Genomic DNA, 17,760 nt, shown 5'->3' with positions numbered 1-17,760 from the left:
GGGAGAGAGAAAAATGAGCGAATATTTATCAATTCAACACATTCAAAAACAGTTTGATGCATTTACAGCGTTAAAAGATATTTCTTTTACTGTGAACAAAAATGAGTTTGTTTGTTTATTAGGCCCGAGTGGCTGTGGGAAAACGACGTTGCTTCGCATTTTAGCGGGACTAGAGGAACCAACGACTGGCAGTATAGCTGTGAATGGAAAAGATATTACAGCATTGCCTCCTGGAAAGAGAAACTTCGGAATGGTTTTCCAATCGTATGCTTTATTTCCGAATTTAACAGCACTTGAAAATATTGAATACGGCTTAAAGACAAAAAAATATGGGAAAGCAGAAGTGAAAGAGAAAGCGCTAGATGCGTTAAAACTTGTAGATTTGCTGAATGTAAAAGATAAATATCCTGCTCAAATGTCTGGTGGACAACAGCAGCGAGTAGCACTTGCACGTGCGCTCGCTCTGTCTCCAGATATTTTGTTACTCGATGAGCCGTTATCAGCTTTAGATGCAAAAGTGCGTGAAAAATTACGTAGGGAAATGCGTGATTTGCAAGAGAAAATAGGAGTAACGACGATTATGGTAACGCATGATCAAGAAGAGGCATTAACGATGGCTGATAAAATTGTTGTAATGAATCATGCGGAAATTATGCAGATTGGAACACCAGAGGAGATTTATCAAAGACCAGCCAATCCGTTTGTGGCAGATTTTATTGGTTCTATTAATTTCTTTTCGAAAAATAACGAAGAACATGCAATTCGTCCTGAACATGTAACAATTGTACAAAAGGACGGTATTAAAACAGTTGTGGAAAGTATGGAATTTCGCGGATCTGTATATCGGACGGAAGTGCGAGTCTTAGAAGAAAACACACACCTTTATAATGAGAAAATTGTAGTGGATATATTAGCATCAGAAGTAGAAGCAACGGCTATTAGAAAAGGAAAGCCGATTCAAATCTCTTTCTCAGAAAATCATATGTTGTCATATGGAAAGAAGGTCATTGTATAGATGGAGATGTTAGAAAACTATAAGGTAGAAAGTACGAAAAAAAAGATTAAGAGAAGTATAGGGAAAGAGGAATGGATCCAACGGCTCGTAATTATCGGTATGATTTTTTCTTTCCTTATCATACTTGTATTACCGCTATTACAACTATTTACACAAGCTTTTTATAATAAAGATGGAGTTTTCGTTGGTTTAGCGAATTTCAGTAAATATTTCACAACACCAACTTTAGTTCAGTCTTTACAAAATACAGTATGGATTTCGGGCGCAACAACAATTATTTCAGTTGCAATCGCATTCGTTTACGCATATGCAATTGCCCGTACGAATGTTTTTGGAAAGCGTGTATTTCAGTATGTAGCGTTATTACCATTGTTCGCACCAACGATGATGCACGGTATAGCACTTACATATTTATTTGGTAATCAAGGGCTAGTAACGAAAGGAATGTTTGGTTTATTTGAAGGTATACAAATCCCTTTATATGGACCAATAGGAATTGTAATAGCTGAAGTTATGTATACATTTCCACAAGCCTTTCTTATATTGCTAATTGCCTTCCAAGGATCTGATTATCGTTTATATGAAGCTTCTAATATGTTAGGGGCGAGTAAAACAAAGCAATTTTTCACGGTTACTTTACCTAGTGTAAAGTACGGATTAATTAGTGCAATGTTTGTTGTGTTTACACTTAGTTTTACTGATTTTGGGGCACCAAAAATTGTTGGTGGTCAATATAATGTGCTTGCTACTGACGTATACAAACAAGTAATTGGACAGCAAAATATGCCGATGGGTGCAACTGTCGGAATGATTTTATTAATCCCAGCTATATTCGCATTTGTAGTTGATCGTATTACGCAAAGAAAGCAGGCGAATTTCTTATCTTCAAAAGCAGTACCATACAGAATAATAGCTAATAAGAAAAGAGATGTAATCTCATTCATATATTGTAGTGTGATTACACTTATGATCATTCTATTATTTGTTGCAGTTGGTATTGCTGCAAGTGTGAAAGTATGGCCATATAATATGAGTTTTACATTTGAGCATTTTAATTTTTCAAGTTTAACAGGAGATGGACTTGAAGCATTTAAAAATAGCGTAATTGTTTCAGCAGTTACAGCAGTTATTGGGGCGATTTTAACATTTGTATTCGCATATGCAATTGAGAAAATAGACCAGCTACAATTTTTCAGAAAAACAGGTTACTTTTTCTCTATAGTGCCGTTAGCGATACCAGGTTTAGTACTCGGATTAGGATATGTCTTTTTCTTTAGTCAACCAACGATTCAAATTCTTGGACTATCAGTAACGAATCCGTTTCATTCTTTATACGGAACAATCGCTGTATTAGTACTAGTAAATATCATTCATTTTTATTCTGTAACATTTGTCACGGCAACGACTGCTTTAAAGAAATTAGACCGAGAGTTTGAGCTTGTTTCGCAGTCGATGGGTATTCCGTTTTATAAAACATTCTTCCGAGTAACAGTACCAATGTGTTTACCAGCAATTTTAGAAATGGTAATGTACTACTTCGTAAATTCAATGGTAACTGTATCGGCAGTTGTATTCCTATATGCAGCTGATTTTAAACTAGCTGCCGTATCAATCGTAAATATGGATGATGCAGGAAATGTAGCACCAGCAGCTGCAATGAGTGTACTTATTGTTGTTACAAATATTGTAGTGAGAGTTGTATATGAATGGGGAACGAAAGCACTTCGTAACCGAACTTCACAATGGCAAAAAAGATAAGTAAGAAGGGTGATGGACAGAATGAAAATTGAAGCAGTTATTTTTGATTGGGCAGGTACGACGGTTGATTACGGATGTTTTGCACCGCTAGAAGTATTCATGAAGATTTTTCAAAAACGTGGCGTTGAAATTACAGCAGCAGAAGCACGTAAGCCAATGGGATTATTAAAAATAGATCATGTAAGGGCACTAACAGAAATGCCTCGTATTGCGGATGAGTGGAAGCGTGTCTTCGGTCAATTACCAACAGAAGCAGACATCCATGAGATGTATGAAGAGTTTGAAGAAATTCTCTTTTCTATTTTACCAAGTTATGCTACGCCGATTGATGAGGTAAAAGAAGTAATCGCTTCTTTACGTGAGAGAGGCATTAAAATCGGTTCAACAACGGGCTATACGAGAGAAATGATGGAAATTGTAGCAAAGGAAGCAGCGTTACAAGGATATAAACCTGATTTTCTTGTTACGCCAGATGATGTTCCAGCAGGCCGCCCATACCCATGGATGTGCTATAAAAATGCAATGGAACTTGGTGTGTATCCGATGAACCATATGATAAAGGTAGGGGACACAGTATCAGATATGAAAGAAGGTAGAAATGCTGGAATGTGGACAGTTGGTGTAATTCTTGGAAGTAGTGAGCTCGGTTTAACGGAAGAGGAAGTGGAGAGTATGGATTCGGTAGAGCTTCGTGAAAAAATAGAAATAGTTCGTAATCGGTTTGTTGAAAATGGGGCTCATTTTACGATTGAAACGATGCAGGAGCTCGAAAACGTAATGGAACATATCGAGAAACAAGAACTTATTATTTCATAAAAGGGGTACGGGATCATGAATGAAAATCACTACTTATTATTAACACCAGGACCATTAACGACAACAAAATCAGTAAAAGAAGTTATGCTATACGATTGGTGTACGTGGGATGTTGAATATAATACGATGGTGCAAGAAGTAAGAGCTAAACTTGTATCGTTAGCGACGAAGGAAGAAGAGAAATATACAACAGTGTTAATGCAAGGAAGCGGTACGTTTTCAGTTGAAGCAGTAATTGGCTCTGTTATTCAGGGAAATGGGAAGCTTCTCGTTTGTACAAATGGTGCGTACGGTAAGCGCATTGTACAAATGGCAGAGATGTTACAGATTGATGTAGTGGTCAGCCAAACAGAAGAGTGGGAACCTACTAATATTGTAGAAGTAGAAAAGTTATTGGAAGAAGATAAAGAGATTACGCATATTGCAGTTGTTCATTGTGAAACAACGACAGGCATTATAAATCCAATTGTAGATGTATGTAAATTAGGAAAGCAGTATGGAAAGGTTACAATTGTTGATGCGATGAGTAGTTTCGGCGGGATTGAAATAGACATTGCTGATTTACAAATTGATTTTTTAATTAGTAGTGCGAATAAGTGTATTCAAGGGGTTCCTGGATTCGGATTTGTAATCGCAAAACGTGATGAATTATTGAAGTGTAAAGGGCAAGGACGCTCTTTATCTCTTGATTTATATGATCAGTGGGAAACGATGGAAAAACAAAATGGGAAATGGCGTTTTACTTCACCTACACATGTTGTACATGCTTTTTATCAAGCGCTACTTGAGTTAGAAAAAGAAGGTGGAGTAAGAGCACGTTACAATCGATATTACAACAATCAAAAACTACTAGTGAATAGAATGGGAGAAATCGGATTTAAGCCACTAGTAGATAAGAAATATCAATCTCCTATTATTACATCTTTCATTTATCCAAAAGAGGGGTTTGAGTTTCAACAGTTATATAACGAATTAAAGCGTTATGGATTTGTTATTTACCCTGGGAAAATTTCGAAAGTAGATACGTTCCGCATTGGAAATATCGGTGATGTACATGAAGAAGATATTAATCGCTTAGTTGATAGTATTGCTAAAGGAGTTGTTATTGGGTGAAAGTATTTTGCTTAGGTGGAGCAGGTAAAATTTGTCGTGAAGCTATTTTGGATTTAGTTCAATTTTCATCTTTTGAGACGATTACTGTAGCCGATTTTAACGAGGAAGAAGGCCGTAAAGTAGTAGAATGGCTCAACGATCCTCGTGTTGATTTTGTAAAAGTAGATGTAACGAATCACGAGGATACGGTTGCAAAAATGAAAGGTTATGACATTGTATTGGATGGTACGACGATAAAGCTAAACAGATTGTCGACTCGCTGTATTGCAGAAGCAGGCTGCCACGGTGTGAACTTAAATGGATTTGGTGAAGAAAATGAATCGCATGCTATATTTGTTCAAAATGAAAAAACATGTTTGCCTGGGTTTGGCATGACGCCAGGTGTAACGCAAATGATGGCAATGCATGCAGCAAATCAACTGGATACTGTAGAGTCTGTCCGCGTAAGTCACGGTTCGTATCGTCCGATTGCTTTTTCTGCTTCAATTACAGAGACAACGACATATGAATATGATCCACATTTACCATCGCGTACAGTGTATGAAGATGGTGAATTTAAACAAGTACTTCCGTTTGCGCGTCCGAGAGAAATAGAATTGCCAGCGCCTTATGGTAAGGAAACGCAGTATATCATTCCGCATTCTGAAACGATTACGTTAGCAAAGGCACTAGAAAATAAAGGTGTCAAACTGATAGAGACGAGAGGAACTTGGCCGAAGCAAAATATGCAACTTGTACGTGCTTTATATGATTACGGCATATTGCGTAATGATCAGATTGAAATAAACGGGAAAGAAATAGGCATTATGGATTGTATTTCGCAGTATTTATTGCAATCGAAAGAAGGACAAGAAACAGAGCTTTATGGTTATGCACTTCATGTAGAAGTAATAGGTATGAAAAATAATGAGAAGCAAAGACATGTGTTATATCATACACATCCGTTATCTGATGGTTCTGTTGTAGGATGGGAAAAATTAAGGGCGTATACGAGAAACGTCGGTATTCCATTTGGGATTGCTGCAGAGTTAATTGCAACTGGAAATGTAAGTAGGGTGGGTGTTGTTACGCCTGAAGAAGCTTTTGAAAATCCACAATTAATTTTTGATGAACTAGCAAAGCGCGGTATTCATATTCATGAAGAAGTTTCTACTTATAAAGAAAATTATAACTTTGTATAAGCAAGGAAGCTTATGAGGGAGATATAAATGAGGTGAATCTATGTCTGTAGTAGGAGAAGAAAGAAAGCGAACCATTCTTGAAAAGGTAGAATTTAAAGGAAAAGTAAAGGTTTCAGAATTGGCGAGAGAATTTGCTGTATCAACAGAAACGATTCGTCGATATTTAGAAGAATTAGATCGTGAAAAGAAGCTGAAAAAAGTGTATGGTGGAGCTGTTCAACTTCCAGGCGCTGGGGTAGAGGCGCCAATGTTAGAAAGAGAAATGTTACATATAGAAGAGAAGAAAAGAATTGGTTATAAAGCAGCGACATTTGTAGAAGATGGTGATGTCATTGCAATTGATGATGGAAGTACACCGCTTCAAATGGTTCCATACCTTGTTCATCGTAAAAACTTAACGATTGTAACAAGTTCATTTCCAGTCGCAACACAATTAATTTCTTCTATTAATAAAAAGATGTTTCACGGTGAAGTTTTATTTATAGGTGGAAAAGTATCTCCAAAGCATTCGCGTGTATCAGGGTCTATTTCTCAGCAAGTAATACAGCAATTCCATTTTCATAAAGCGTTCGTTTCGATTGATGGGTTATTACCTAGTTTTGGAGTTTCCAGCTTTGAATTAGAGAAAGCGAAATTGTCAGAGGCGATGATGAAATTAGCTGAGAAGACATATATTTTATGTGATCATACGAAGGTAGGCGTGAAAGGGAATTATCGTATAGCAGCATTTTCACGTATTCAACATGTAATTTGTGATAAAAAAATGCCATATAGTTTTGAAGAAGAACTTATGAAGCATAATATTCAGTGGACAGTTTGTTAAATAAAGTGAAAGTGCCTAAACTCCCGCCTAATTTTTAGGAGGGAGTTTTATTGTCTGCAAATCGTAAAATAAAAGATTTGCATTTATGCAAAAAGTGGACACATTTTCTCATCTCTTTCATATAATTTACCAATACAAAAAAAGTTGGTCGAAGGAAAGAAGGGAGAACATGTCAGAACGAATATATAATAAACTTGTATTGTACGCGAATATTTTGCAAAAAATTGGTGTCATCAATGAGAAGGAAAAAAGTGAAATTCTTCATACGATAGGTAAAAAAGCCCTTTGAATAAAGGGCTTTTTATTTTTTATCTTTAAAAATATAAATTTAATGTAATATTCTCATTGACAATGATAATGATATTCATTATCATTTATTTGTGGGTAATTGATAAGGGTTATCAATTATAAAAAATTGTATATGATAGGGGATATTATTTTGAAAAAAAATTATATGAAGGCGCTAGTAGTAGCGACAACATTAGCAATTCCATTTGCTACGTATTCTACTCCAGCATTAGCGGCATTAAAAGTTGAAGCAAATCAATCGGTAGCAGCAGCGAGTGATCGCACGTATGATACTGAAATTAAAATATATAAGGACCAAAAAGACGAGCCATCTATGGTTTCTCAATATATAAAAGATCCTAAAGTAACGATTGCAGCTGGCAAAAAAATTGTCACTGTAACAATGCAAGATAGCGATTATTTTCAATATCTTAGAATAGAAGATAAAAACCAGCCTGGTGTATTTCATGATGTGAAGGTTTTGTCAGAAGATAAGAGGAAGAATGGAACGAAAGTAGTTCAATTTGAAATTGGCGAGTTTGAGAAGAAGCACAATATGCAAATGCATATACTTATTCCAGCTATTGGATATGATCACAAATATCAAGTTCAATTTGAAATTAAAGATCCAACTGTAGGTAACAAAGAAACAGAGAAACCAGATGATAACTCTAATTCAGGAAATACGGAAACGGATAATCCAGTTGATAATCAAAATATGATAACAGATAACAAATTAAGAGAGCTTGTTAATAAAAAAGTATTTAATAGAAAAGATTTAAATACACCAATTACGAAAGAAGATTTATTACAAGTAAAGGATTTGTTTTTAAATACAAATGAGATACTTGATTATAGTGCATTAAAATATATGCCAAATTTAAAATCTTTAACAGTTGCGAATGCGAAGATAAAAGACCCGTCGTTCTTTGCGAACTTAAAGCAATTAAATCATTTAGCTTTGCGTGGTAATGAATTTGCAGATGTAACGCCACTTGTTAAGATGGATAATTTAGAATCTCTTGATTTAAGTAATAATAAAATTACAAACGTTGCACCACTAACTGAAATGAAAAATGTAAAAAGTTTATATCTATCAGGCAACCAAATAGAAGATGTAACAGCATTAGCGAAAATGGAACAACTAGATTACTTGAATTTAGCAAATAATAAAATTAAGAACGTTGCTCCATTAAGCGCTTTAAAAAATGTAACATACTTAACTTTAGCAGGTAATCAAATTGAAGATATTAAAGCGTTATATTCATTACCTTTAACAGACTTAGTATTAACACGTAATAAAGTTAAAGATTTATCTGGCATTGAGCAAATGAAGCAATTAGAAGAATTGTGGATCGGGAAAAATGAAATAAAAGATGTTACTCCTCTAAGTAAGATGACACAGTTAAAACAATTACACTTACCTAACAATGAGTTAAAGGATATTACTCCATTATCAAGTTTAGTAAACTTACAAAAGCTTGATTTAGAAGCGAATTATATTTCAGACTTATCACCAGTTAGTAATTTAAAAAAATTAGTATTTCTAAGTTTTGTTGCAAATGAAATCCGTGATGTCCGACCAGTTATAGAACTAAGTAAGACGGCTTATATTAATGTCCAAAATCAAAAAGTATTTTTAGAGGAAACAGAAGTAAATAAAGAAGTAAAAGTACCTATATATGAAAAAGATGGTGAGATTTCTACGAAAATCCGTCTGAAGAGCGATAATGGTACGTATAGTAATGGTGTAGTGAAATGGAGTACACCAGGTGAGAAAGTATATGAATTTGGTGTGAAAGATCCATTCGCGGATACAGGAATCTTCTTTACAGGATCTGTTATTCAAAATGTAGTAGAAAGTAAAGACGGTAATACATCTAAAGAAGATGAGAAAACAGAAGTGGTAGAATTTAAAGATGTACCAAAGGGACATTGGTCAGAAGAAGCAATTAATTACTTAGCGAAAGAAAAATTATTTATAGGCTATGGAAATGGTGAATTTGGATTTGGTGATAACATTACTCGTGGACAAGTAGCACTTCTAATACAAAGGTATTTAAAATTAGAAAATAATCTAGAACAAAAAACGGCATTTACAGATACGAAAGGAAATATGTATGAAACGGCTATTGATGCAGTGGTTCAAGCTGGAATTATGACAGGCTATGGAAATGGTATGTTCCGTCCAGATGGAGTATTAACTCGATATGAAATGTCAGTAGTACTACAAAGAGTATTTCAGTTAAAAGAAAATGAAAATAGTGCAGAGAATTTTAAAGATGTACCAAATGGCCATTGGGCGAAAGGATATGTGAAAGCTTTAGTGGATAATAAAATATCAAAAGGCGACGGGGAAGGGAATTTTTTAGGAGATAATTTCGTAACACGTGAACAATACGCACAGTTTTTGTATAATGCAATAAAGAAATAAAGTGAAACTTTATTCAGTGGGGGTTTTGTTCATTCCCTACTGATTAGTAGCCCTCACCAATCGGGCTGCCCGTTAATGCGGAATAAAAAATGAGGAAAATACGCTATTCTTTAATTAAAGAATAGCGTATTTTTTATGTGCAAAATGAAATAGATAGGAGTATAGACATATGAATAGCCTATTTTAAAGAAGAACCACGAAACTATATTGACAAAAAAGCGTTCTCATGTGATAATTCAATTAAATTTTTAGAATAATCAAAAAATATTCCTTTTACATAGAAAGGATTCGAACCTTATATGAATATTATGTCGGGGGTGACGAAATGTTATTTTTTCTGAAGAAATGGAATGAATTAAAAGATGTGAAATCTGAATTGGCACTTCGTGATTGGTTTTATGGTACCAAAATTAGCTTATCGCTATGTACGTCAAAAGAGCCGTTAACATTTTTAGTAAATGTTGAGGGAAGAGATAAAGGGCTATTTTCGGAAGAAGATTTTATTGTCGTAAATTGCATGTGCGAGTCAGTATTTGAAAATGAAGAAAAACCAGCTGCAGAGTCATTTATGCATGCGGATATTTATAAAAAAAGTAGTGCAGGATGTATTTTACAAGTGCAGACTGTAGATAGTCATTTAATATCAGAGTTATATGGGGAAGAAGGAGAAGTAACGTTCGATAAACGCAGTGTGGAGCGTGTTTTCGGAAAAGAAGGTATAACAGAAATGACAATTCCAATTGTAGAAGATGAAAAAAAATTCGCTGATTTATTAGAAAGCAATGTTCCGAATTTCATTGAAGGTGGAGGAGTAGTTCTTGTTCATAATTACGGCATGATTGTGTGGGGAAAAACGCCAGAAGAAGCGAAAAAATGGCTAGAGGGTATAGAATATTTAATGAACTATCATGTAAAGTTATTAATGATTAAGGGTGCAAGGAGCTCTGTTATATAAAAATGGATGTGATATGGCTACAAGTTAATAAACAAATGAAAGCGTTTTAAAAATAATTTCACTCATAAAATATAGGTCTCCTTATTATATATAGATTACATGTTGACATGTAAGGAGGAACATATTTTGCGAGTTAAATATCATTTTCTGCCAAAGCAGCAAGTAACATTTTGCAAGATAAATGATTCTGGTGAAGAGGCACTGCAAATGATGAACGAAACGGGATTTCGAGCCATCCCGGTATTAGCAGAAGATGAGAAGAAATTCACGGGGATTATTTATAAAGTAGATTTATTAGAAAAAAAATGCAATAGCGGATTAGAGCATGTAAGTGCAGGGGATATGCTTGATGATTCCAATGCATTTATTTTTGAAAAGGATTCATTCTTCAGAGCTTTTTATGTAATTCGTCGGCTTCCGTTTTTAGCCGTGCTAAATGATTATAATGAATTTGTCGGTATGTTAACGCATTCGAATATATTTGATGTTATTGAAGATTCATTTGGTATGCGAACAGGTGGTTATATATTAACAATTGCAACACAAGATTGTAAGGGAACGATTAAAGAGCTTGGGACATTGTTAAAAGCATATAATATCGGTGGCCTATTTACGTTAGATAACGGTGATCAATATATCCGCCGCGTTATTGTAAATATATCAGATGAGTTAGATGAAACAAGATTAAAGCAATTAATCGGAAAAATAGAGAAAAAAGGATTCAGAGTGAGTCATGTAGATTATATTTAAGTTAAAAAAAGTACCTATCTGTTATATATAGATAGGTACTTTTTTGTCCCGCCATTTGTGGGCAGTAAAATCCGCGCTTCAAAATTCAGCGCAAGTAAAGAAGTTAAGTGGGGGGACGGATTGCCCATAAAAGCCCAATTGGTGAGGGCTGATTAAAGTTTTACTTTATGTGAGTAATGAACTTTATTTTGAAACAGGAGGCGGGGATAATGCTAGATCAGATAAGAAAATAAAGTCTGCATGCTCACGAATTTTAGGGATAGAAGTTTCAATAACGCGTGATGTAATTTCACCTGGAGGGCCCACATGCCCGATAGCTACCATAATAGGTTTTTCTTGAATTTTTTTGATGAGTAATTGGGCTTGTTTTGAAATATGTCCTGCTGTATACACATCATCAAAAAATAGTTGGTTTTCAATAATAGGAACTCCTAATTCTTTTCCGATTTTTGGGACGACACTATTAGGATTCGTTTTACTATCTAAGTAAAATAAACCGTGTTTTTTACAAGCAGCAAGTATAAGGCGAACAATTCTTTCATCCGCTGTTACTTTTGACCCCATATGATTGTTCATTCCAATTGCATGCGGTACTTCTTGAATCGCTTGTTCAAGTCGGTTGTTTATTTCTTCATCGCTTAAATCAGTTGTAATTGCTTTCGGCCCAAGCCATTCTTTTTTACCTTTTATAGGTTCCATTGGCATATGTATAATAACTTCATGGCCTTTCTTATGGGCAGCTATTGCATCTTCTTTTGTGGAAGGAAGAAAAGGCATAACAGCAACAGTGAGTGGAATGGGAAGTGATAACATTTGATTAGTCCCCTTCATATTATTTCCGAAATCATCAATGACAATAGCAACTTTATTCGTATGAGCATTTGCTTGAATAGGAAATAAGAAGGACGGTAAAAACAAAACAATGATGAATAATGCAATCGTATATTTTCGCATATAAATATTTCCTTTCTATTGTTATCCCGCTATTTGTGGGGAGTAAGACTCCCACCTCAACATTGGGCTGGATAGGTGGGAGATTCACTGCCTACCCGATTGGTGAATGCTAATAATCAGTGGGGGCTGAACAAAAAACACTGATTAAAGTTTCACTTTATCAATCATCATTATGTTTTGCTTTTTTATATAAATTAAACAAAAAATGTCGAAGAAAAGTAGGTGGAAAATTAAGAATCCACGGTTTACGTAGCATTTATAAAAAAACAAGATGAAAAAAATGTCTATTATTGCGAATGTATTTACAAAGATAGAATAATTTGTAATAATTCTCAAAGTGAGGGTAAAGATTTGTAAATTACAGGGAGAAAATGTTAAAATTTCTGATTCTTCAAATTTGCATATGATTAAGTAGTTAAAAAAGTCAATGGAGAAGTGAAGTTAAGAGCATGGAAGTATAATAAGGGGGATATGGATGTTTACTGTAAAAAGGAAGTACACATTAGAAAAGCTTTCACGTGATATTCATATGAAACGTGAAGAAATGATTCAACTAGGATTAACAAGTGGGCTAAATAGCAGGGAGACAATTCAAGTTAGTCAAGAATTGGACAAGCTTATTTTACAATATCAATGTTATAAAGAAAAACAAACACCGAAATGGTTTTCAATTATAAAAATACCTATTTTCCAAATCGGGTATGAAGGAAAATCAAATAATTTTTGGCGAATGCTTGTGGCTGGTTTTATGAAATAAGTATAATTACCCTTATAGGATAAGGATAATTATACTATGTGTAACGGAATTTCGATATGAACTGTTGTTCCTTCGTTTTCTGTACTGTCAATAAAAATATGCCCATTATACATCTCTACAATTCGTTTACATATGACAAGTCCAAGACCTGTTCCAGTATCTTTATTAGTAAAGAACGGATGAAAGAGGTGTTTTTGAATATGTTGCGGAATCCCTTTTCCAGTATCTATAATCTGCAATTGTGCGTGTGTTTCATTGTTTTTTACTACAATGGTTAGTGTATCACTAGAAGTCATGGCCTCAATTGCATTTTTTGTAATGTTTAAAACCACTTGTTTCATATGGTCTTTCGAACAACGGATATGAACAGGATGGTCTGGCAAATGTAAATGGAATACAATGTTATGTAAATTCGCCTCAGATTGAATAATTAATGCTACCTCATTTAGAATTTTTCTTACATCATACGTTTGTTCGATGATGGCGGTTGGCTTTCCGAGAATAAGAAATTCACTTACAATTTCATTGATTCGCTCTATTTCTTGTTCAATTACGGAAAAGTAGAACTGATCTTGCTCATCTTTATATTTCTCTTTTAATAGAGCGACGAGTCCTTTAATTCCAGTAAGAGGATTACGGATTTCGTGTGCTGTACTCGCTGCAAAAGTTCCAACTAATTCAATTTTTTGTAGTTCATTTTGTTGCCTTTCAATTTTTGTTTGACGTTTTAACAACATATATTGAGCAAGTAAAAATAAAATAGACATTAAAAATAAAGTAGCTATACACTCTATTGCAACCCACTGGTATAAGGTTTTTTGATGAATAGGTAATGGAGAAACAGAGACCTTCCAATTTAATCTTTGGAGTGGGGTAGTAAGCATATTAGAATGCGTATCACTTGTGTCGTTATTATCATCGGTTAGAAAAACTACATCATGTTTATCAGTTACCTCAAAATGGTATTGTGGTTTAATGGCATTTAAAGAAGATGAAATGTAATCAAAGCGTAAACTAGCTAATAATAATCCTGAGAGCTCCTTCTGTTTATTAAATATGGGGGCAGCAATCATAATAGCTTTATGTCCAAGAACGCGATCAGTAATGACTGATGATACAGTGGTTTTTTTAGTTTGGAGCGCGTCTTGAATATATTTACGGTCTGAAACATCTATAGGCTCTGATTCATCTTCAGATGCGATTGTAATGACTCCTTCTGGTGTAGCGTAATATAGACCAGAAAAGCGTGCATCGTTTCCATCTGTATCATGTACAATTTGTTTAATACCATTTATATTACCAGTCTCGGTGCCTACAACTTTTGCAAGCATGTCTAAAGCAGAAATTGCTTCACCAAGATGATGATCCAAATAATCTCTATATAAAAAGAGAACTGTATGAGCAGATAATTTGTTTTCCTGTTTCATTTTATATGTATGATACGAATAAAATGTAGCACCAATCCCTATTGTCGGTAGGATAACAAGCAATATATATACAATTATGCTTTGGAATTTGACTTTCAAATGTGGTACTCCTTCTTTTTTTATTATCATTATATATAAACTATGTTAAAATTGTCATGTTTTTATTCAAGAATGATTCTTAATATATTAGGGGAGAGGAAATGGATGAGTGAATGCTCATTCGGAATTCACAGGAAGTATGAACTGGCATTTTCTTTTTATTGCTGAGAATTTAAGTGAAGGGTTGAAATTTGTATGACATCAAATAATGAACGAGAAGATATTTCTCAATCTTTAAAAGTATTTATTGCATTATCTCGTGTACATCGTTCTGTTATGGATACTACAAATAAATCTATACAAAGTAACGGGTTAAATCCAACTGAATTTGCTGTATTAGAACTGCTATATCATAAAGGCGGTCAACCACTTCAGCAAATTGGTGAGCGTATTTTAATAGCTAGTGGCAGCATTACATATGTTGTAGATAAGCTGGAGAAAAAGGGATTAGTAAAGAGAATTCCATGTCCGAATGACAGACGTGTTATTTACGCGCAATTAACTGAGTCTGGCGAGAACTTTATTGCTTCTATTTTTCCGGGGCATGAGAAAGTTATACATCAGTCTTTTGAAATGTTAACGAAAGATGAAAAAGATGAATTACTTGATTTATTAAAAAAAATTGGGAAGTATGAAAAATAATATGTTCCAAAGGAGCTTTGGATAAATAAATCCAAGGCTTTTTTATTTGTAATGAGCTCAGGGCAATCACTGCCGAAATTTGTTGAAAATTAAGAGGGAATTCAAGAATACGTATTGAATTATAATAAAGGTATGTAATGGAGAGGAGGCTCGTTCATGTCATTTAAAGACTATGAATATAAACGCCCAAATATTGAAGAGTTAAAAGAGAAATTTACTGTTGCTTTAGAGAAGTTTGATAACGCAAAAACTGTAGAAGAACAAAAACAAGTCATTCATTCAATTAATGAGATTCGCAACGATTTTGGTACAATGGGAAACCTTTGTTACATTCGCCATTCTGTTGATACGACGGATACTTTTTATAAGGAGGAGCAGGATTTCTTTGATGAATTCTCTCCAGTTGTACAAGGATATGGTACAAAATATTATAAGGCACTCATTAATTCTCCATTTCGTGAAGAATTAGAGGCGTATTATGGAAAACAATTATTTGCTCTAGCAGAATGTGATTTAAAAACATATTCAGATGAAGTCGTGAAAGATTTACAATTAGAAAATAAATTATCATCGCAATATACACAGTTATTAGCATCTGCAAAAATTGACTTTGCTGGAGAAGAAAGAACGTTATCGCAACTGATTCCGTTTATGCAAGGAAAAGAAAGAAGCGAACGTAAAGCAGCAAGTGAAGCATACTACGGATTTTTAGCTGGAAATGAGGAAGAACTAGATCGTATTTATGATGAGCTTGTTAAAGTGAGAACGAAAATCGCAAAATCTTTAGGTTTCAAAAACTTTGTTGAACTTGGATATGCAAGAATGTACCGTACAGATTATAATGCGGAGATGGTGGCTAATTACCGTCAGCAAGTGCTAGATTATATCGTTCCCGTTACAACGGAATTAAGAAAGCGACAACAAGCACGTATCGGTGTAGAGAAGTTAGCTTATTACGACGAAAACTTTGAGTTTGCTACAGGTAACCCAACTCCAAAAGGAGATGCGGATTGGATTGTTGATCATGGAAAGACAATGTATAAAGAGTTATCGGCTGAAACAGATGAATTTTTCAATTTCATGCTAGATAATGATTTATTAGATTTAGTTGCGAAAAAAGGAAAAGCTGGTGGCGGATATTGTACATATATTGAGAATTATAAAGCGCCATTTATTTTCTCAAACTTCAATGGAACATCTGGTGACATTGATGTATTAACACATGAAGCAGGTCATGCTTTCCAAGTATATGAAAGTCGTAAATTTGAAATTCCAGAATATAATTGGCCAACATATGAGGCGTGTGAAATCCACTCTATGAGTATGGAATTCTTTACATGGCCATGGATGAAGCTATTCTTTGAAGAAGATGCAGATAAATATTACTTCTCTCACTTAAGTTCAGCACTTCTGTTTTTACCTTATGGTGTATCTGTTGATGAATATCAACATTATGTATATGAAAATCCTGAAGCATCACCTGAAGAGCGTAAGACAGCATGGCGTAACATAGAGAAGAAATATTTACCACATCGTGATTATGAGGAGAATGATTATTTAGAGCGCGGTGGTTTTTGGCAACGTCAAGGGCATATTTATAGCTCACCGTTCTATTATATTGATTACACGCTTGCTCAAATTTGTGCGCTACAATTTTGGAAACGTGCAAGAGATAATAGACAAGAGGCGTGGGAAGATTATGTGAATCTGTGCCAACAAGGTGGAAGTAAATCGTTCTTAGAATTAGTAGAGGTTGCAAATTTAACATCACCATTTGCTGAAGGCTGTGTGAAAAGTGTTATTACAGAAATTGAAGCATGGTTACATGCGATTGACGACACAAAATTGTAAAAAACATGCGCTTTTTTTCACATGTTTAACATCGACATAATGGGAAAATGATGAGATAATAAAAGAAAATTCAGAATACTAAAGGGTGTTTCTAATAAGGAGCACCTCTTTTCACCAACAAAAGGGGGGGAACAAGTATGCTTCAATCTAATATGGATGTAAGTTTAGAAAGTTTAGTAAACTCATTACAGGCTACTCGAAGCACGCTATTATCAGAAATTGAAATGTTAAATGACACAGAAGTGAATGTAAAGCCACGCCGTGATAAATGGAGTATTATTCAAATTTTACACCACTTGCATTTAGTTGAACAATCTGTCACGTCTGCCCTTGTATATGCTTTACAAAAAAATGAAAGAAACATGACTCCATTTAAAGACCTCCAACTTACGCTTGATCGCACACATAAACGAGAAGCTCCTCAGCAAATGCAACCAACAGAAACTTTAATGAAAAAACAGCAAGGAATTCAATTGCTAGAACATTCACGCCAAGAACTATTACACGCGCTTCATAGTGTTATAGATGAAAAAGATTTATTTGAAAATGGATTAAAGCATCCTGTTTTTAATGATCTGAATTTGTATCAATGGGTTCAATTTCTTGATTTGCATGAACAAAGACATCTTACGCAGTTAAAAGAGGCGAAACATGCAATTTTGCAACGCTAAAGTGGAAGAAGTGGGAAACCACTTCTTTTTTGATACGTGCATAGTTTTCTTTCTTATTTTGGAATACTACATGGAGAAATAAGAAAGAAAAGAAGGAGTTGAAAAAACATGTCTAAGAAGAAGCGAGAAGAAGAGCGCGCCTGGAAAGCACGTAAAGAAAATCAACAACCGCACGGAAAAGTGAAAGCTTTTGCTGAATTAGTTGAAGGAACAGAAAAAACGTGAT

16 protein-coding genes are annotated in these 17,760 nt (G+C 34.6%); 14 read left to right on the top strand and 2 right to left on the bottom strand.

Annotation, left to right across the window (positions count from 1 at the left end):
• Window positions 1–13: 13 nt before the first annotated feature.
• From BLT20_RS01235 to cbpA, 9 genes are all read left to right on the top strand, one after another.
• Window positions 14–1,015: a putative 2-aminoethylphosphonate ABC transporter ATP-binding protein gene (locus BLT20_RS01235; protein ID WP_000006197.1), complete on the top strand. Its 1,002-nt coding sequence runs from the start codon at window positions 14–16 to the stop codon at window positions 1,013–1,015.
• On the top strand, window positions 1,016–2,773 hold the full coding sequence (locus BLT20_RS01230) for a putative 2-aminoethylphosphonate ABC transporter permease subunit (RefSeq protein ID WP_000425519.1): 1,758 nt from the start codon (window positions 1,016–1,018) through the stop codon (window positions 2,771–2,773).
• 21 nt (window positions 2,774–2,794) lie between these two features.
• Entirely contained in the window at window positions 2,795–3,589 is a 795-nt protein-coding gene (gene phnX / locus BLT20_RS01225; RefSeq protein ID WP_000687397.1) for a phosphonoacetaldehyde hydrolase, read from the top strand.
• 15 nt (window positions 3,590–3,604) lie between these two features.
• On the top strand, window positions 3,605–4,702 hold the full coding sequence (gene phnW / locus BLT20_RS01220) for a 2-aminoethylphosphonate--pyruvate transaminase (protein WP_001004786.1): 1,098 nt from the start codon (window positions 3,605–3,607) through the stop codon (window positions 4,700–4,702).
• A complete protein-coding gene (locus BLT20_RS01215) occupies window positions 4,699–5,883 on the top strand; it encodes a saccharopine dehydrogenase family protein (RefSeq protein WP_000862160.1) in 1,185 nt (394 codons plus the stop codon). Before phnW ends, BLT20_RS01215 begins: the two co-directional genes overlap by 4 nt.
• A 40-nt stretch (window positions 5,884–5,923) precedes the next feature.
• Window positions 5,924–6,706: a DeoR/GlpR family DNA-binding transcription regulator gene (locus BLT20_RS01210; protein WP_000117666.1), complete on the top strand. Its 783-nt coding sequence runs from the start codon at window positions 5,924–5,926 to the stop codon at window positions 6,704–6,706.
• A 421-nt stretch (window positions 6,707–7,127) separates the two neighbouring features.
• Window positions 7,128–9,428 (top strand): NEAT domain-containing leucine-rich repeat protein, encoded by a 2,301-nt coding sequence (locus tag BLT20_RS01200; protein ID WP_025921764.1) that lies wholly within the window; start codon window positions 7,128–7,130, stop codon window positions 9,426–9,428.
• Window positions 9,429–9,753: 325 nt separating this feature from the next.
• Window positions 9,754–10,383, top strand: coding sequence for a class II aldolase/adducin family protein (locus BLT20_RS01195; protein WP_000896006.1), 630 nt, complete (start codon window positions 9,754–9,756; stop codon window positions 10,381–10,383).
• Between the two features lie 126 nt (window positions 10,384–10,509).
• A complete protein-coding gene (cbpA, locus tag BLT20_RS01190) occupies window positions 10,510–11,133 on the top strand; it encodes a cyclic di-AMP binding protein CbpA (protein ID WP_001264208.1) in 624 nt (207 codons plus the stop codon).
• A 183-nt stretch (window positions 11,134–11,316) separates the two neighbouring features.
• Here cbpA and BLT20_RS01185 read toward each other — a convergent pair whose 3' ends face one another.
• Window positions 11,317–12,087, bottom strand: a complete 771-nt coding sequence (locus BLT20_RS01185; RefSeq protein ID WP_001234107.1) for a divergent polysaccharide deacetylase family protein — start codon at window positions 12,085–12,087, stop codon at window positions 11,317–11,319.
• A gap of 475 nt (window positions 12,088–12,562) precedes the next feature.
• Between BLT20_RS01185 and BLT20_RS01180 the strand changes: the two genes are divergently transcribed.
• Window positions 12,563–12,844, top strand: coding sequence for an aspartyl-phosphate phosphatase Spo0E family protein (locus BLT20_RS01180; RefSeq protein WP_000495536.1), 282 nt, complete (start codon window positions 12,563–12,565; stop codon window positions 12,842–12,844).
• A gap of 29 nt (window positions 12,845–12,873) precedes the next feature.
• Here BLT20_RS01180 and BLT20_RS01175 read toward each other — a convergent pair whose 3' ends face one another.
• A complete protein-coding gene (locus BLT20_RS01175; RefSeq protein ID WP_000865065.1) occupies window positions 12,874–14,370 on the bottom strand; it encodes a DUF3149 domain-containing protein in 1,497 nt (498 codons plus the stop codon).
• A 195-nt stretch (window positions 14,371–14,565) separates the two neighbouring features.
• Between BLT20_RS01175 and BLT20_RS01170 the strand changes: the two genes are divergently transcribed.
• From BLT20_RS01170 to BLT20_RS30865, 4 genes are all read left to right on the top strand, one after another.
• A complete protein-coding gene (locus tag BLT20_RS01170; RefSeq protein ID WP_000203336.1) occupies window positions 14,566–15,012 on the top strand; it encodes a MarR family winged helix-turn-helix transcriptional regulator in 447 nt (148 codons plus the stop codon).
• Between the two features lie 156 nt (window positions 15,013–15,168).
• Window positions 15,169–16,863 carry a M3 family oligoendopeptidase gene (locus BLT20_RS01165; protein ID WP_000008577.1) on the top strand — a complete coding sequence of 565 codons (1,695 nt, stop codon included), beginning with the start codon at window positions 15,169–15,171 and terminating at the stop codon, window positions 16,861–16,863.
• Window positions 16,864–17,000: 137 nt separating this feature from the next.
• A complete protein-coding gene (locus BLT20_RS01160) occupies window positions 17,001–17,534 on the top strand; it encodes a DinB family protein (protein WP_000941961.1) in 534 nt (177 codons plus the stop codon).
• A 108-nt stretch (window positions 17,535–17,642) separates the two neighbouring features.
• Window positions 17,643–17,759, top strand: coding sequence for a DUF6254 family protein (locus BLT20_RS30865; protein WP_000038355.1), 117 nt, complete (start codon window positions 17,643–17,645; stop codon window positions 17,757–17,759).
• Window position 17,760: the final 1 nt, after the last annotated feature.

The sequence above is a fragment of the Bacillus sp. cl96 genome (assembly GCF_900100505.1).
GTDB classification, from domain to species: Bacteria; Bacillota; Bacilli; order Bacillales; family Bacillaceae_G; genus Bacillus_A; species Bacillus_A cereus.
This window is presented reverse-complemented; position numbering and strand designations above follow the sequence as displayed.

What these genes read in the sequence shown, in the direction of transcription:
- BLT20_RS01235 (WP_000006197.1), top strand. Translation starts at nt 14, where the DNA reads ATGAGCGAATATTTATCAATTCAACACATTCAAAAACAGTTTGATGCA.
- BLT20_RS01230 (WP_000425519.1), top strand. Translation starts at nt 1,016, where the DNA reads ATGGAGATGTTAGAAAACTATAAGGTAGAAAGTACGAAAAAAAAGATT.
- phnX (WP_000687397.1), top strand. Translation starts at nt 2,795, where the DNA reads ATGAAAATTGAAGCAGTTATTTTTGATTGGGCAGGTACGACGGTTGAT.
- phnW (WP_001004786.1), top strand. Translation starts at nt 3,605, where the DNA reads ATGAATGAAAATCACTACTTATTATTAACACCAGGACCATTAACGACA.
- BLT20_RS01210 (WP_000117666.1), top strand. Translation starts at nt 5,924, where the DNA reads ATGTCTGTAGTAGGAGAAGAAAGAAAGCGAACCATTCTTGAAAAGGTA.
- BLT20_RS01200 (WP_025921764.1), top strand. Translation starts at nt 7,128, where the DNA reads ATGATAGGGGATATTATTTTGAAAAAAAATTATATGAAGGCGCTAGTA.
- BLT20_RS01195 (WP_000896006.1), top strand. Translation starts at nt 9,754, where the DNA reads ATGTTATTTTTTCTGAAGAAATGGAATGAATTAAAAGATGTGAAATCT.
- BLT20_RS01185 (WP_001234107.1), bottom strand. Translation starts at nt 12,087, where the DNA reads ATGCGAAAATATACGATTGCATTATTCATCATTGTTTTGTTTTTACCG.
- BLT20_RS01180 (WP_000495536.1), top strand. Translation starts at nt 12,563, where the DNA reads ATGTTTACTGTAAAAAGGAAGTACACATTAGAAAAGCTTTCACGTGAT.
- BLT20_RS01170 (WP_000203336.1), top strand. Translation starts at nt 14,566, where the DNA reads ATGACATCAAATAATGAACGAGAAGATATTTCTCAATCTTTAAAAGTA.
- BLT20_RS01165 (WP_000008577.1), top strand. Translation starts at nt 15,169, where the DNA reads ATGTCATTTAAAGACTATGAATATAAACGCCCAAATATTGAAGAGTTA.
- BLT20_RS01160 (WP_000941961.1), top strand. Translation starts at nt 17,001, where the DNA reads ATGCTTCAATCTAATATGGATGTAAGTTTAGAAAGTTTAGTAAACTCA.
- BLT20_RS30865 (WP_000038355.1), top strand. Translation starts at nt 17,643, where the DNA reads ATGTCTAAGAAGAAGCGAGAAGAAGAGCGCGCCTGGAAAGCACGTAAA.